Annotated in this window: 9 protein-coding genes; all 9 read left to right on the top strand. The window is 63.5% G+C overall.

Annotated elements, in window-relative coordinates; all coding sequences use genetic code 11:
- The first annotated feature begins 5 nt into the window (after positions 1 to 5).
- Positions 6 to 482, top strand: coding sequence for a hypothetical protein (locus G6R31_RS01240; protein WP_017871059.1), 477 nt, complete (start codon positions 6 to 8; stop codon positions 480 to 482).
- Positions 483 to 598: 116 nt separating this feature from the next.
- Entirely contained in the window at positions 599 to 1,651 is a 1,053-nt protein-coding gene (locus G6R31_RS01235; RefSeq protein WP_017871058.1) for a DsbA family protein, read from the top strand.
- 261 nt (positions 1,652 to 1,912) lie between these two features.
- Positions 1,913 to 2,749 (top strand): transposase, encoded by an 837-nt coding sequence (locus G6R31_RS01230; protein ID WP_114671024.1) that lies wholly within the window; start codon positions 1,913 to 1,915, stop codon positions 2,747 to 2,749.
- Between the two features lie 301 nt (positions 2,750 to 3,050).
- On the top strand, positions 3,051 to 8,150 hold the full coding sequence (locus G6R31_RS01225; RefSeq protein WP_025567382.1) for a DEAD/DEAH box helicase: 5,100 nt from the start codon (positions 3,051 to 3,053) through the stop codon (positions 8,148 to 8,150).
- Positions 8,151 to 8,154: 4 nt separating this feature from the next.
- Positions 8,155 to 10,974, top strand: coding sequence for a helicase-related protein (locus tag G6R31_RS01220; RefSeq protein WP_017871686.1), 2,820 nt, complete (start codon positions 8,155 to 8,157; stop codon positions 10,972 to 10,974).
- Positions 10,975 to 11,031: 57 nt separating this feature from the next.
- Positions 11,032 to 11,355, top strand: a complete 324-nt coding sequence (locus G6R31_RS01215) for a hypothetical protein (RefSeq protein ID WP_017871685.1) — start codon at positions 11,032 to 11,034, stop codon at positions 11,353 to 11,355.
- 11 nt (positions 11,356 to 11,366) lie between these two features.
- On the top strand, positions 11,367 to 11,798 hold the full coding sequence (locus G6R31_RS01210; protein WP_017871684.1) for a PIN domain-containing protein: 432 nt from the start codon (positions 11,367 to 11,369) through the stop codon (positions 11,796 to 11,798).
- Positions 11,795 to 15,757 (top strand): Eco57I restriction-modification methylase domain-containing protein, encoded by a 3,963-nt coding sequence (locus tag G6R31_RS01205; protein ID WP_017871683.1) that lies wholly within the window; start codon positions 11,795 to 11,797, stop codon positions 15,755 to 15,757. Before G6R31_RS01210 ends, G6R31_RS01205 begins: the two co-directional genes overlap by 4 nt.
- Before the next feature lie 48 nt (positions 15,758 to 15,805).
- The gene (locus tag G6R31_RS01200) at positions 15,806 to 16,069 is read left to right on the top strand and encodes a type II toxin-antitoxin system HicA family toxin (RefSeq protein WP_081608330.1); all 264 of its coding nucleotides are present in this window, start codon (positions 15,806 to 15,808) and stop codon (positions 16,067 to 16,069) included.
- Positions 16,070 to 16,080: the final 11 nt, after the last annotated feature.

Below are 16,080 nucleotides of genomic sequence, written 5' to 3'. Positions count from 1 at the left end.
GGGGCGTGTACACCTGGTTCGATGCCCTGCTCGTGACGCTGCTCGCCATCGTGACGGCGCTGGGGGTGCGGCGCGGACTGACCGGGCTGATCTGGGGCCTGTGCGCCCTGCTGCTGTGTCTGCTGGTCAACGCCATGACCTCCAGCGCGGCCCTCGCGGCGCTGCTCTCGCTGCTGCTCAGCGGCGCGGCGGCCTACGCGGCGGCGAGAATCGTTCCTCAGCCCTACGCGCAGCCCTGGTTTCAGGTGGCGGGCGGGGTGGGGGGCTTTTTGCTGGGCACGCTGCTGATCTCGGCCCTGGCCCTGAGTTTTCCGCTGGAACGGCGCGGCGGGCAGGTCAGCTACCCGGCCCGCACCCTTCCCGAACCTCTTTACGGCGCAGTGGGCAACTCGGTGATTCAAAAGCGGCTGCTGGGCGTCTGGAACGGCAACCGCGTCCTTCGCCTGCTGGTGGTGCCGGACCGCGCCCACCCGCAGCCCTGAGCCGACTTTTTAAAGCCGTCCTATTCCCGCAGAGCTGCCCCTGTTCCCTCCCCCGCCGGTCGGAGTTCATCCCGTTTTCGACCCGACTTCAGCGGGACGCGTCATACACTGGGCGGGTGCCGTTTTTTGCCTCTGCCCGTTTCCCCAGGGTCTGCCGCCCCGCCGCGTCCCTGCTCGCCCTGCTTGTCCTGAGCGGCCCGCTGCCTGCCCAGGCGCAGCTCTGGGAAACGCCGCAGACCACGGCCCGCCAGCCCCTCCTGCGCGGCGCCAAGGCGGAACAGGGAGGCAAAGTTCTGCGTCTGGGCAGCACTGCGCTGACGCTCGACGTGGTGGCGGGCCGGGTGGTCGGTGTCCTGATCGAGGGCCGCGACACGGCGGGCGTGACCCGCGCCCTGGCCGGGGTCTGGGGCAGCACTGCCGAGGGGGCGGCGTCGTTGCAGCAGGCTTTTTCGCGCCCCGCTTTTCAGGACCGCGCCCGCCTGGGCAGCGTGCAGACCGCCGACGAAACCGGCACCGACCTGCTGGCCCTGCGGCTGACGGGCCGGGGCGCCGAGCAGCGCTGGCGGGTGTACGCCGCCGTGAACGTGCTGCCCGAAAGCGTTTTTCCGGCCACCCGCAACGTGACCGGGCAACGTGGGGCGCCCCATGTCCTCCACGTTCTCAGCGACTTCCAGTGCCCGGCCTGCCGCCAGTTGTGGGCCGAACAGCTTGCGGCGTGGCGGGCGCAGCCGGGCAAGTACCGACTGCACTACCACCACTTTCCACTCGACTACCATGCCAACGCCTTTGCCGCCGCCGAGGCCAGCGAGTGCGCGGCGAAACAGGGCACCTTCTGGAAGTACGCCGACCGCCTGTTCAAAGGCTTCGACGAGTGGGGGCAGGCCGGGGCGCCGCAGGCCGCCAAGCTGTTCGGCAGCTATGCCGGAACGCTTGGGCTCGACCGCGCCGCTTTCGAGCGCTGCCTGAGCACCCGCCAGACCAAGGCGGAGGTGCGCCGCCAGATGCAGGGGGCCGAAAAAACCTATCTACGCGGGACGCCCACCGTCTACCTCAACGGCGTCAAGCTGACCTCCTTCAGTGCCGGGGAACTGGAGCGCATTCAAGCGGTGACCCATGCCCGCCCCAGCGCCGCCCGCGTGATCGAGGAGCGGCTCAAGACCTTCCGCTGAGCGGGCGTGGCTCAGGGAGGGGCGCGGTGGCGGGCGTGGGAGGGAGATGTCCTTTGGCCTGAGCGAAGACCTGCCTCTTTTCACACCGCTGAGGAGCTGTCTCCTGTTCGGTGTGCTCAACCTTCGTGCTCTTGGTCAGAAGTGATACGACTTTGCAAAATCACGCCTTGAAGCCTGGGGTGCCAGAGGGGCTTATGCCCTGTCATACGGATTCACCTCGGGTGCGGCGCAAGAAGGGGCGAAAAAAGCGAAGCTGGGGTTATGCGAACCAGCCAGCTTCTGGAATATTTTAGCCTGCCCGACCTCTTCACACTGGCCTACGTCCTTGTCGACGACCATCTCCAACTGCTCAGCGCCATGGGAAGCTACCAGCTTCCCATGGCCCGCAACCGTCAGGCCACTCCTTCTGAACTGATCACTATCGCCCTCGTGGGCGACCTTCTTGGTCAGAAGAACAGCGAGACCTGGTTCGCCCTCGTTCGTCAGCTTTACGCCGACCTCTTCCCACACCTCCCCGAACGCAGTCGCTACCACCGCCATTTACTCGCAGCCAGGCATCTCATCGCATCTTTCGGGCTGTCCCTCAGCCCGAAAGATGCAGACATCCTCATTATCGACAGTAAACCCCTCCCCATTGCTCAGGGTGCCCGAATGAAGCGGCCCAGACAGCAGTCAGAAGCAAAAATAGGCCCAGGGAGTATGGGCTGGGTGATGGGCTACAAGCTTCACGGCGTCGTCGACACGCAGGGCTACTTCACGAAGTTTGCCATTGTCGCTGCCAACGAATCCGAGCAGGGCGTGGCCCGTGAGCTGCTCTCTGAATACGAACGCAGCCGCACGCTTGGGGACAAAGGCTACGTCGGGAGTGGCGTGTACGCCAAGTCACGGGAGAACGCGAAGACACCGGTGGCATGGCCACCGGTGCTGGGGAAACTAAGAAAGCGCATAGAATCGGTCTTTTCCAGGTTAGCGAGATGCTGCTCTCTGGGTGAGGTGCAGCTGAATTCCTTCCAGGCCGTCGTAGCCCGCACGTGCCGTGCGGTTGCGGCCCACAACCTGATGCTGCACCTAGAGCGCTACGTGCGTTCAGCAGCTTAGATTCCGCCGCACCCGAGGTGATTCCGATTGAATCCAGCAGATTTCTGGATTCAATCCGACTGAAAGGAGTAGGAAAAAATACGGATTTCGCGATATGGATGCACAGGCGGCGCTTTCCCGACTGTGCAGGAATTAAGCGGAATCCGTATCAGACTGGCCCTCTATTTCAACCCGTCGTCAAAGAGTCACTATTCTGGGAGGGCATGCAAAGCAGGAATAAAGGACGCGTTCTCATGGCACAGTCAATAGCTGTGCTCCTTCATCACGACGTTACGACCAAGCCACCGAAGGTGATGGCGTCGTGAATATCTTTGAATTCCGCACTGACATCATTGACCAGTACCGGAGTTATGTTTCGTCCTTCGTGCATATCCGCGACCCCCGAATCCGGGACTACGTGGACGGTGAGTTCGCTACAGGCACGTTCTGGCCAGACCCCCTGGTCCAACTCAACCCCAGTTTTCACGCTGGTGGCAACGTCGCGGATCTGGTGCGTGAAGGCGTCTTGCACCCGGCCTGTGCGGAGATCTTTGCGGTCCCTCAGAATGGTCAGCTCGCCCCGCTGAACTTACACCACCATCAACGCCAGGCCATCGAGCTGGCACGGCAGGGAAAGTCCTATGTCGTGACAACCGGTACGGGTTCCGGGAAGTCGCTGACATACATCGTTCCGATCATTGATCATGTGCTGCGGCGAGGCTCTGGGCGAGGCATTCAGGCCATCGTGGTCTATCCCATGAACGCCCTGGCCAACAGCCAGCTGGGAGAACTGGAGAAATTCATCGGCGACAGTGGCAAGGTCACTTTCCGGCGCTATACCGGTCAGGAATCCTTGGAGGAAAAGCGCGAGATCATCGCCCGTCCCCCGGACATCCTGCTGACGAACTACATGATGCTGGAGTTGATCTTGACCCGGCAGGACGAAGTGAAGCTGCTGGAGAGTGCTCAGGGGCTGCCCTTCATCGTGTTCGACGAGTTGCACACCTACCGGGGGCGTCAGGGAGCGGACGTCGCCCTCTTGATTCGCCGACTGCGTGAACGACTCAATGCTCCAGAGGCCATCTGCATCGGCACGAGCGCCACCATGTCCTCCAGCCCGAAGTACGCGGAGCGGCAGAGTGCTGTCGCCGGGGTGGCTTCCCGCATCTTTGGCGTGAGCATCCAGCCGGATCAGGTGATTGGTGAGACCCTGGAACGCTTCACGGTGGGTGACGTGAATTCAGTGGGACTGGCAGCAGCGGTCTATCAGGAGGTGTCTCCCGACTTTCATGCCTTCCGAAATGACCCACTGGTGCGCTGGCTGGAAGACGAGATCGGGCTTCGGTGGGATCAGGAGGCCCACCGCTACGACCGCCTCAAGCCGCAGGCGGTCTCGGGGAGCGGGGGCCTGGCCGAGCAACTTGCCCAGAAAACGGGACGCCCCGCCTCAGACTGTCAGAAAGCCTTGCAACAGCGACTGCTGGTGGGCAATGCGGTGCGGCATCCGGCCACGGGCAAGCCAGTCTTCGCCTTTCGTCTACACCAGTTCATCAGTAAGGCGTCCACCGTATACGCCACGCTGGGAGGCAGCGCGGAGCGAAGGGAAAATCTCACCCTACGCGGGCAGGTGTATGCGGACACCGAGCGTCAGCAGCGCCTCTACCCGCTGGAGTTTTGCCGCAACTGCGGTCAGGAGTACTACTCGGTCAGGCACACGCAGTCCAGAGGCGTGGAGGCGTTCGTGGCGCGGGGCGGTGAAGTACGCGAGGAAAGCGACCAGCGCGAAGGCTATCTGTACCTGAGTGAGGATTCCCCCTGGCCGCTGGATGAGGAGCGGATGCTGGGACGCCTTCCAGACGGCTGGCTGGAAGAAAAGAAGGGCGAACTGCGCCTCAAGAGTTCGCATAAGAAAGACCTGCCGACCGTGTATCACGTCAACCGACTCGGTGAGGTCGTCAGTCCAGCGGACGGCATACAGGTCGCATTCGTTCCCGACAACTTCAAGTTCTGCCTGCACTGCGGCGTGAATTACGTGGGGCGGGCGGGGAAGCTCACCAAGCTCGCCACCCTGTCGAGCGAAGGGCGCTCCACCGCCACGACGCTCCTGAGCATGGTCACCGTGCAGGAGCTGCGCAAGAGCGACCTCGGGGAAGCGGCCCGCAAAGTTCTGTCCTTCACGGACAACCGCCAGGACGCCTCCTTGCAGGCCGGACACTTCAACGACTTCGTGTTCGTGGCCCTGCTGCGGGCTGGCCTGGCGAAGGCGTTGCAGGCCGGGGAACTCACGCAGGAGAACGTCGCTCAGAAGACCTTCGAGGCGATGGGTCTGGACTTCGCCAGTTACGCCGCCGACCCGAAAGCCCGCTTTGGGGAGAAAGACCGGACCGTCAAGACCGCCCAGAACCTGGTGGGGTATGCGCTCTACACCGATCTGGCCGAAGGCAAGCGCCTGACCATGCCCAACCTGGAAGGCGTGGACCTCGTGCGTTTCGAGTACCCGTACCTGCGTGAGGTGTGCGAGGCGCAGGACCTCTGGGAAGGACTGCACCCGGCCCTCTCTCTGCCCCGCGAGGGGATCGTCGAGATCCGTATGGACGCGGCCCGCGCCCTGCTCGACTGGATGCGGCAGAACCTGGCGATCAAAGTGCCTTACCTGGACAGCGAGTACCTGAATGCGGTGATGCTCAACGTCGGGCTGATCAGCGAGGACAGTCACCTGTGGCTGCCACCGGACGAAGCTTTACGTCCCGTGACCAACGTGAACATCACGCTGCACAAGCAGGACTTCTTTCGTAAGGACTGGCAGACCCTCACCCTCGGGCCGATGAGCGCGGTCGGAAAGTACCTGATGCGCGAGAGCACCCTGAAGTGGACGCACAAAATCGGCCAGGCGGAAGTGGCCGTGATCCTGCCTGACCTCCTGAAGGCCCTCGGTGAATTCATTGAGTACAGCGAGGAGACCAACTCGTATCTGCTCAAGGGCACCGCCTTTACCTGGAATCCTGGGCCGGGCCTGCACGCTTACCTGGATTCCCTGCGGGTGGTGCGCCCACCAGATACGGACCCGCCGCGCGTCAACTCCTTTTTCCTCAATCTCTACCGCCAGCCGCCTGCGACTTTCCACGCCCTGCGCGGGCTGGAGCACACCGCGCAGATCCGCGCAGACGAGCGCGAGAAGCGGGAGAAAGAGTTTCGCGCTGGCACCCTGCCGGCCCTCTTCTGCTCGCCCACGATGGAACTCGGCGTGGACATCAGCGACCTGAACGTGGTGCACCTGCGCAACGTCCCCCCCACGCCCGCGAACTATGCACAGCGTTCAGGCCGGGCAGGGCGGGGCGGACAACCGGCTCTGGTCCTGACGTATGCCACCACGGGCAACAACCATGACCAGTATTTCTTCCGTCGCCCGAATCTGATGGTGGGAGGCACCGTCTCGACGCCCCGCATCGAACTGGGGAACGAGTCGCTGATCCGGTCACACGTTCACGCCATCTGGCTGGCGGAGACTCAGGCCGAGTTGCCCAGGTCGCTCGCGGAGCTGGTGGACATGAATGGTGAGCGGCCCAGCCTGAACCTGCAGCCGACGTACCAGCAAGCGTTCGGGGACGCGGGGGTGCAGCGGCGCACGTCGGCGCGGGCGCAGGTGCTCCTGGACTCACTGGACGTGGACCTGACGCAGACCGCCTGGTTTGGCCCGGACTGGCTGACGTTGACGGTCACGCAGGCTCCCAAGGAATTTGACCATGCACTGGACCGCTGGCGGGACCTGTACCGCAGCGCCCTGTCACAGATGAACCTCAACCACGCGGTCATGTCGGACGCGGGCAAAAGCCACCTGCACAAGCAGGCCAAGCAGCTTCACGCCGAAGCCTTCAGTCAGTTGCAACTCCTGCAAAGTCCGGACAGCGAACTCTCGGACTTCTACACCTACCGTTATCTGGCGTCTGAAGGCTTCTTGCCCGGGTACAACTTCGCCCGTCTGCCGCTTGCGGCGTACATGCCGGGGCAGCGCATCGGCAAGAAGCAGAACGACAGCTACCTCTCGCGCCCGCGCTTCCTGGCGCTCAGCGAGTTCGGGCCGAACGCCATCATCTACCACAACGGCGCAAAGTACGAGGCGCACAAAGTCATCGTCCCGGCACGCGGCGAAACCAGCGAACTGCCCGTCGTCACGGCGCAACGCTGCCCGCACTGCGCTTACCTCCACCACGGCGGCGAGCAGCACGCCCGTGACGTGTGCGAGCGTTGCGCTCAGCCCCTCGGACACCCGCAGCCGAACCTCTTCCGGATGACCAACGTCGCCACCCGCAGGCGTGAACGAATCGGAAGTGATGAAGAGGAACGCCGCCGCATCGGCTTTGAGGTCAGGAGCGGCCTGCGGTTTGCCATGCGTGGCGGAGTCACGGACCGTCTGGAAGCGGCGGCCATGAGCGGCGACCAAGCCCTGCTGAACCTCACCTACGGGGACAGCGCGACCCTGTGGCGCATCAACTACGGCTGGCGCAACCGCAAGGACAAGAACGAGCAAGGGTTCCTGTTCGACCCCGAGAGTTCCCAGTGGCTCTCGGACAGCGCGCTGGAACGCCGCAGGAAAGAGGCCAAAGGCAGAGAGCTGCCCGTCCAGCGCGTGATTCCTTACGTGGAAGACACGCGCAACGTGCTCTTGATCGAGCCGCGCGAGGGGCTGGACCTGAACACCATGGCGACCCTGATGAGCGCCCTGAAAAACGCGGTGCAACTCGTGTATCAGCTGGAAGACAGTGAACTGAGCGCCGAGCTGCTTCCCGAAGGAGACCACCCCGTTCAAATCCTGCTGTACGAAGCGTCCGAGGGTGGGGCGGGCGTCCTGAGCGACCTGGTGTTCCGTGACGGAGCACTCGGGGACGTCGCGCGTGAGGCGCTCCACCTGCTGCACTTCGACCCCCTGAGCGGGGAGGACCTCAGACGCGCCCCGCATGCCACGGAAGCCTGCGTCGCGGCCTGCTACGACTGCCTGATGTCGTACAGCAACCAGAACATGCACGACCTGCTTGACCGGTTCCTGGTGCGTGAGCTGCTGCTGCGGTTGACGGGCAGCCGTGTGGAGACGGGGACTCAGGGGCAACCGGAACACGGGGATCACCTCTCGGCGGCATGTCAGACCCCGCAGGAAAGCGAGTGGCTGGGCGCACTGCGGGAACGCGGTCTGCGGCTTCCAGCCCACGCGCACGCGGAACTGGAAGGGTTCATCCGTCCGGACTTCCTGTACCCGGGCAGCTTCGCCGCTGTCTTCGTGGACGGTGCAGCCGACGACAGGCCAGGGCGGGACGCCGCAGCGCGGGAGGAACTGGACAACATGGGCTGGCGCGTCATTGCATTCGGCGATTCAAGCGGCTGGGATGAACTGTTCAGGCGGCATTCCAGCGTTTTCGGGGAAGGGTAAACAGATGGCATTCGATATCGGTTCGATGGTGAAGGTACGTGGGCGTGACTGGGTGGTGCTGCCCGACAGCACAGAAGAATTTCTGCTGCTCAAGCCACTTGGAGGCAACGACGCGGAAGTCACCGGAGTCTTCGCCGGTCCCGGCGGTGAGGAGGTGCAGTCTGCCGCTTTCGCACTCCCCGACCCACGCGGCTTTTCCAACGCTGGGCGGGCGAAACTGCTGGTGAACGCCGCCAAACTCGCCATCCGCAGTGGCGCAGGCCCTTTCCGCTCGCTCGCGCGGTTGGGGGTCGAGCCGCGTCCCTACCAACTCGTGCCCCTCCTGATGGCCCTGCGTCAGACCCCGGCCCGCCTGCTGATTGCAGACGACGTGGGGGTCGGCAAGACCATCGAAGCGGGCCTGATCGCCCGTGAACTGCTCGACCGTGGCGAGATCAGCCGTATGGCCGTGCTCTGCCCGCCCCACCTCGCGGAGCAGTGGGTCGAAGAACTCCGGGCCAAGTTCGGGATCGATGCGGTGGCCGTGCTGCCGGGAACGGCCCGCCGTCTGGAGCGCGGCTGTAACCCAGGTCAGAGCGTCTTTGACCGCTACCGATTCGTGGTGGTCAGCCTCGACCTCGTAAAGTCGGACCGCTGGCGGCAGGATTTCCTGACCAACGCGCCCGAGTTCGTGATTGTGGATGAAGCGCACGCCAGCGCGGAAGGCGAAGGGATGGGCAGCAAACGGCACCAACGCTACCGCCTGCTTGAAGAACTTGCCAAAGACCCCGAACGGCACCTGATTCTGGTCACGGCCACCCCCCACAGCGGCAAGGAGGACGCCTTCCGCAGCCTGCTCAAGCTGCTCAACCCTGATTTTGCGAACCTGCCGCTCGACCTGAGTGGTGCGCAGAACGAAGCGGCCCGCCGCAGCCTCGCCCGGCACCTCGTGCAGCGCGGGCGGGCCGACATTCAGGACTACCTGCGCGAGGACACCCCTTTCCCGAAGCGGCATGACGCCGAACTCAAGTACACCCTGCACCCCGAGTACGCCGCGCTCTTTGACGATGTGCTCGCTTACGCCCGTGAGAGCGTGCACGTCCCCGGCGAAACGCTGGGCCGCACCCGCATCCGCTGGTGGGCCGCGCTCGGCCTGCTGCGTGCCCTGGCCAGCAGTCCGCAGGCCGCCGCCGCGACCCTGAAGGAACGGGCGCTGACGGCGGAAGGCGGAGAGGAACCCACCGACCTCACCCTGATCGACGCGGTGGGCCGCGAGCAGGTGTACGACCCGGATGCCGAGACCAGCGAAGCCACCGACCTCACGCCGGGCGCACAGGTGGAAGCGCCGGATACGGAAGCCACGCGCCGCCTGCTGAAACTGGCGGACCGGGCACTGGCCCTTGCGGATGGGAAGGACAACAAGCTGGGGCTGCTCACCACGCAGGTCAGGGACCTGGTGAAGCAGGGCTTTGCCCCCATCGTGTTCTGCCGCTTTATCGCGACGGCGGAGGCGGTGGCCGCGCATCTCGCGGGCGAGCTGAAAGGCGTAGCGGTGGACGCGGTGACGGGCCGCCTCACCCCGGACGAGCGCGTGACCAAAGTGGGCGAACTTGCCGCGCAGGAAAAGCGCGTCCTGGTCGCCACCGATTGCCTCTCGGAAGGGATCAACCTGCAGCAAGCCTTCAGTGCCGTCATTCACTACGACCTGCCCTGGAACCCGACCCGTCTGGATCAGCGGGAAGGCCGCGTGGACCGCTACGGTCAGGCGTCGGGGGAAGTGCGCGTCCTGACCATTTACGGCGAGGACAACCGCATCGACACCCTGATTCTGGACGTACTGGTTCGCAAGCACCGCCTGATCCGGGCCACCCTCGGCACCAGCATTCCCGCGCCCGAAGAAGCCGAGAGCCTGCTGGACGTGCTGCTGGCGAAAGTACTCGACATGGACACCCGGCAGGCCATCCAGCCATCGCTTTTCGCTGAGGTGCAGGACTTCGACGTGAAGTGGCGTGACGCGGCGGAAGGCGAGAAGAAATCGCGCAGCCGCTTTGCCCAGAACGCCATTCAGCCCGGTGAGGTGGCGGGGGAACTGGCTGCCGTGAGGAGTGCCCTGGGTGACACGAAAGCCGCGCAGGAGTTCGTGCTGGACGCCTTGCAAGGGGCGGGCGTGATCGTCTCGCCGCGCATGGACGGCACCTTTCAGGCCAACCCTGGACAGGCCGATGTGCGAGCAGAATTCCGCGACTTTCTGGAGCAGGCGCCTTCCTTCCGATTTGGGGGTACGCCTGAGCGTAACGTGACCGTCCTGGCGCGGAACCATCCCCTCGTGGAGCAACTCGCCAGCACGGTGCTGGGGCAGGCTCTGGACGACCCACAGCACGCCCTTGCCAAACGGGTGGGTGTCATCCGCACCAGTGGGGTAAGCGTGGTGACCACTCTGCTGCTGCTGCGTCACCGCTTTCACCTCACCGGGCGCAAAGGCAACCGCACCTGGCAGACGCTGGCCGAAGAACTCGACACGCTGGCCTACGTGCGCCGCGCGGGGCAGATCGAATGGTTGCCCGCCGAACAAGTTCAAACCCTGCTTGATCTGCCTGTGGAAGGCAACGTGGACGCCGCCGACAAGGAAACCCGTCTGAGGACCGCCGCCGAACTGCTCCAGAGTGAGGACATGCAAGCCGCCCTCAGCGAGCGGGCCAGGGCCAGAGGTGCCGAACTGCTTGCAGCGCACGAACGGGTGCGGGGCGCGGCGAGCGGGCAAGGAGCCACTTACAGCGTGGAACCCCCCGGCCCGCCTGACGTGCTGGGCGTGTACCTCTTCCTGCCAATTCCGAAGCTGAGCTGAAACCATTAAAATGACCACCAAGGTAGCCACATCTCTCGCTGCTCAGGAGAACCGCCTATGACCGTCAACACCACCAAGGGCAAGACCCCGCGCCCCAAAACCAGTGGCAGCAAGTCCCAGGATGCCCCCCGCCTGACCCGCGTAGGGGTCAAGGAATTTCGTGACAAGGCCACGCAACTGCTCGCCCAGGCCACCCCGTTTGCGGTAGAGCGGCATGGAAAAGTCATCGGGTTTTACACGCCGCTGGGGACCTCGCCCGAGCAGCAAGACAGGGTTGTGCAAGCCGCCACGCGCCTGGACCACACCATGAGCCGCGTGGCGGACGAACTGGGCCTCAGCCTGGATGAACTCGAAGACCTGCTGGTGAGGGAGGCGCAGTGACAGGAGAGCTTTTGCCTGAACGTCTGGTGGTGGATACCAATGTTCTGGTTTCGGAGTTGCTGCGGCGACGTGGGCGGCAGTGGCTGGCGCGAAGCAGCGTCTTGCTGTTTGCGAGCGAGCGGGTAGACGCTGAATTTCGCTATGAACTGGAGCGGCGCTTGCGGGCTGTTGGGGAGCGCGGTTCGGTTGGCACCAGCACGCTCACCCAGATGCACGCCGAAGCCCTGCTGCTCTACCGCGAACGGGTCAATATTCTCCCCGCCGAGCAGTACGCCGCCCTGGAAGCGGCTGCCTCCCAACGCATTCCCGCTGACCCAGACGACTGGCCCAGCGTGGCGCTGGCGCTGCTGCTGGACTGCGGCCTGTGGACGGAGGACCGCGACTTCTTCGGCTGTGGCCTGAGCGTCTGGCAAACAGCGGTTCTCTATGGGGTCAGCGCATGAAAGCCACTCAACTCGCCCACGTCCGCGTGCATGGCCTGGGCCTGACCGACGACTTTCTGCTGCAACTCTCTGACCGTGCCCAGACGAACAAGGTCAAGGAGGCCACGCCGCAGAGTTACGACCTGCCCCCCAAAACGAGCCTGGACGAAGCCATCCTGGACGCCTGGGAAAGCGCCCGCAAAGCCTGGAGCAAGCACCAGGAGTTCGGCACCGATCCCTTCACCGGCTGGGTCAGGCCGCTGCTGAGGGCGCTCGACATTTCCTTTGCTGGCACGGGAGCAGGTCGCATTCAGATCAGCGAAACCGGAGACGTGCCGCTCTACTTTGCCGCGCCCGTGAAGGTGGGGGACGAATGGCAGACGGTGAACCTCGACCGCGTGACCACACACGGCACCTTGCGCGCCAGTCCGCACGGGCTGATGCAGGGCTACCTGAATGCCGAGGACAAGTACCTGTGGGGCATCGTCACGAACGGCGAAACGTTGCGCCTGCTCCGCGACAACGCGCAGGTCACGCGCCCTGCCTACGTGGAGTTTGGCATTGCCGAGATGATGCGGGCCGAGGATGCCCGCGCCTTCCGCGTGCTGTGGCTGCTGCTGCACCGCTCACGCCTGATCGGGGGCAAGGGCGGCAAGCTGGAGATTTGGAACGAAGCGAGCAAAGAAACCGGAGCGCGGGCCACCGACACCCTGCGCGACGGTGTAAAAGTCGCCATCGAGCACCTGGGGACGGGCTTCTTGCAGGCCAACCCCACACTCAACGAAGCCATCAAGGATGACCGCCCCCTGCTGACCGAACTGCACCGCGCCTGCCTGAAGCTGGTGTACCAGTTGGTGTTCCTGTTCGTGACCGAGGACCGTGACCTGCTGTTCGCCCGCAATGACAGGGGCGATTACGTGCCCAACGCGCAGACCCGTGAGCGGGCCACGCACTACCTCACCCGCGCTCTGCGGGACAAGGCCGAGCGCCTGACCGGGCAACCCAGCCACTTTGACGCCTACCAGGGCTGGGAGCGGCTGCTGGGCTACGTCCGCACCGGATTTGCGCCGCTGGGATTGCCTGCGCTGGGCAGCCACCTGTTTGCCCCGCCCGAGCGCCCCGAACTGCAAGACCTGCGGCTCAGCAACCGCCAGTTCTACGCCGCCGTGCGTGCCCTGAGCGAAATCACGGTGGACGGCACGCGCCGACCCGTCAATTACGCGGGCCTGGACAGCGAAGAACTGGGCAGCATCTACGAAAGCCTGCTGGAACTCCTGCCCCGTATCGCGCCCGGCCCACGCTTTGAGTTGCAAACCCTGGCGGGCAACGAGCGCAAGACCACCGGCAGCTACTACACGCCGAGCAGCCTGATCGAGTTGCTGCTGGAAAGTGCCCTCGACCCCGTGATTGAGCAGGCCGTGCAAAAGGGCCAGACCCCCGCCGAGAAAATCAGTCACCTCAAGGCCCTCAAGGTCATTGACCCCGCCTGCGGAAGCGGCCACTTTCTGATTGCCGCCGCCCGCCGCATCGGGCTGAAGCTGGCGCAACTGGAAGAGGACACCACGCAGCCCAGCCCCGCCGCCCAGCGCCGCGCCACGCGCACCGTCATCGCCCACTGCATCTACGGGGCCGACATCAACCCGATGGCGACCGAACTGGCAAAAGTCGCCCTGTGGCTGGAAAGCCAGGACGCAGGCAAGCCGCTGGCCTTCCTCGACCACCGCCTGCGCGTGGGCAACAGCCTCCTGGGAACCACGCCGCAGGTGATGAACAGCGAGGACGAAATCCCCGAAAAGATGGTCAGAAACGTCCTGAAGCCCGCTGTCAAGGCCGAAACCCTGCACTTGCCCGACGCCGCTTACGCCGTGCTGGAAGGCGACGACAAAAAGACCGTTGCGGAACTGAAAAAGAAAAACAAAACCGAGCGGGAAGACCTGATTAACAAGGCGCACGGCGCACAGACCCTCTTTAACCTCACCGAAGACCTCGCCCCGATTACGGCGATGGTCAAGGCGCTGGGCAACATCGAACCCGAAAGCCTGGAGAGCGTGCAGGCGCAGGAAAGCACCTGGAACGCCATTCAGCACAACCGACAGCTCCAAGACCGCAAGCTGCTGGCCGACGCCTGGTGCGCTGCCTTCGTGCTGCCCAAAGTCCCGCACGCCCCCGCCATCACCACCCTCACCCTGCACGCCCTGAAAGCCAACCCGCAGGCCGAGAGCCTCGCCCCCCTCCGGCAGGCCGTGGCCGAGGCTGCCGCGCAGTACCACTTCCTGCACCCCCACATCGAGTTTCCCGACGTGTTTGGCGACGCGGGCAAAGGCGGCTTCGACTGCGTGCTGGGCAACCCGCCGTGGGAACGAATCAAGTTGCAAGAAAAGGAATGGTTCGCCCAACGTGTGCCCGAAATCGCTGCCGCGCCGAACGCTGCCGCCCGTACCAAACTGATTAAAGACCTCAAGACCGAGCGCCCGAAGATTTACGCCGACTTTTTGCGCGACCTACGCCAAGCCGAAGGCGAAAGCCATTTCATCCGTGCCAGCGGGCGCTATTCCCTCACGGGGCGCGGCGACGTGAACACCTACGCCATTTTCAGCGAAGCGAACCGCGACAGCCTGAACGCGCATGGGCGCATGGGCATCATCGTGCCGACGGGCATCGCCACCGACGACACCACCAAATTCTTCTTTCAGGATTTGATGGACAAAAAAGAACTTCATAGCTTGCACGACTTCCAAAGTGGCGGCGGGCTATGGAATGAAATCGGTCATGCAAGATTCAAGTTTTGCATTCTGACTGTGACAGGCGGAGAAACGTGCGAAGCCGCCACCTTCAGTTTCTTCTCGCGAACTGCTGAAGAGAGCCTAGAAGCTGGAAAACGCTTCACCATTTCGCCGCAGGAAATCGCCCTGCTGAACCCCAACACCCGCACCGCGCCCGTGTTCCGCAGCGCCAGAGATGCCCGAATCACCAAAGAGATTTACCAGCGCGTGCCCGTGCTGCTAAACGAGGCGACGGGGGAAAACCCGTGGGGCATTTCGTTTATGCGGATGTTTGACATGTCCAACGACTCTGGCCTGTTCCGCACCGCCGAGGGGCTACAGGCCGACGGCTACATGCTGGACGGCAACCGCTACCGCAAAGGCACGGTGGAAATGCTGCCGCTGTACGAAGCCAAGCTGATGCACCAGTTTGACCACCGCTTTGCAACCTACACGCCAGAGGGCGACACGCGGGATATGACAACCAGCGAAAAAGCCGACGCCGACGCCTTGCCCCTGCCGAGGTACTGGATACATAGGGATGAAATTGCTTCAAAGTTATCTGCTAAATCTATTAACGTAGGCGAAGGATATTTAATCGGTTGGCGAGACATAGCACGCAACACAGATTTCAGAACAACTATCCCAAATATCTTTCCGTCTGTAGGAATTAGCGGAGTTAATCTGATGTTTCCAGACATCTCCACGCCCATTTCAGCTCTGATAGCTCTATTGAATTCATTTGCAGTTGACTATGCTGCACGCCAGAAGGTGGGCGGAACACATGTAAATCAGGCCTACATTAAGCAATTCCCCGTCCTCCCTCCATCATCCATCACCCATCATCTATCATCCTTCATCACTCCCCGTGTTCTCGAACTGACCTACACCGCCCACGACCTCACGGCCTTTGCGCGTGACCTGGGCTACGGGGGCGAGCCGTTTATCTGGAACGACGAGCGGCGCTTCTGGCTGCGGGCCGAACTGGACGCGCTGTACTTCATCCTGTACGGGATTGCGCGGGAGGACGTGGACTATGTCATGGACACCTTCCCGATTGTGCGGCGCAAGGACGAGGCGGCACACGGGTCTTACCGGACGAAGGAAGCGATTCTGAGCGTGTACGACGAACTGCAAACGCTGGGGCTGGAGCGGCTGGGCGAGTACCGCAGCCGGGTGCCGGGCGGGGACGTGGCGGGGGGCTGGGGGCCAGCATGAAGACTTACGTCAGTTTGCGTAAGAATTCTGGTACTATGGAGCAGTACCATGACTAAGGTAAGCGGCAAACACAGGCGGACGCTGGAACAGATCTTCACGCGTCCAGTGCCGAATACCATTCGCTGGGACGATATCGAGAAGCTACTGATTCACCTGGGGGCAAAGATGTCAGAAGGCAGAGGCTCGCGTGTACGGGTTTATCTTCATGGCGAAGTGGCGGTATTTCACCGCCCCCATCCGAAGCCGGTAACTGACAAGGGTGCTGTAGCTTCAGTGAAACAGTTTCTGGAGAATGCCGGAATTCGCCCCTGAGTCAGACGGTG

This window comes from Deinococcus wulumuqiensis R12 (assembly GCF_011067105.1).
GTDB lineage: Bacteria > Deinococcota > Deinococci > Deinococcales > Deinococcaceae > Deinococcus > Deinococcus wulumuqiensis.
This window is presented reverse-complemented; position numbering and strand designations above follow the sequence as displayed.

What these genes read in the sequence shown, in the direction of transcription:
- G6R31_RS01215 (WP_017871685.1), top strand. Translation starts at nt 11,032, where the DNA reads ATGACCGTCAACACCACCAAGGGCAAGACCCCGCGCCCCAAAACCAGT.
- G6R31_RS01220 (WP_017871686.1), top strand. Translation starts at nt 8,155, where the DNA reads ATGGCATTCGATATCGGTTCGATGGTGAAGGTACGTGGGCGTGACTGG.
- G6R31_RS01205 (WP_017871683.1), top strand. Translation starts at nt 11,795, where the DNA reads ATGAAAGCCACTCAACTCGCCCACGTCCGCGTGCATGGCCTGGGCCTG.
- G6R31_RS01200 (WP_081608330.1), top strand. Translation starts at nt 15,806, where the DNA reads ATGACTAAGGTAAGCGGCAAACACAGGCGGACGCTGGAACAGATCTTC.
- G6R31_RS01230 (WP_114671024.1), top strand. Translation starts at nt 1,913, where the DNA reads ATGCGAACCAGCCAGCTTCTGGAATATTTTAGCCTGCCCGACCTCTTC.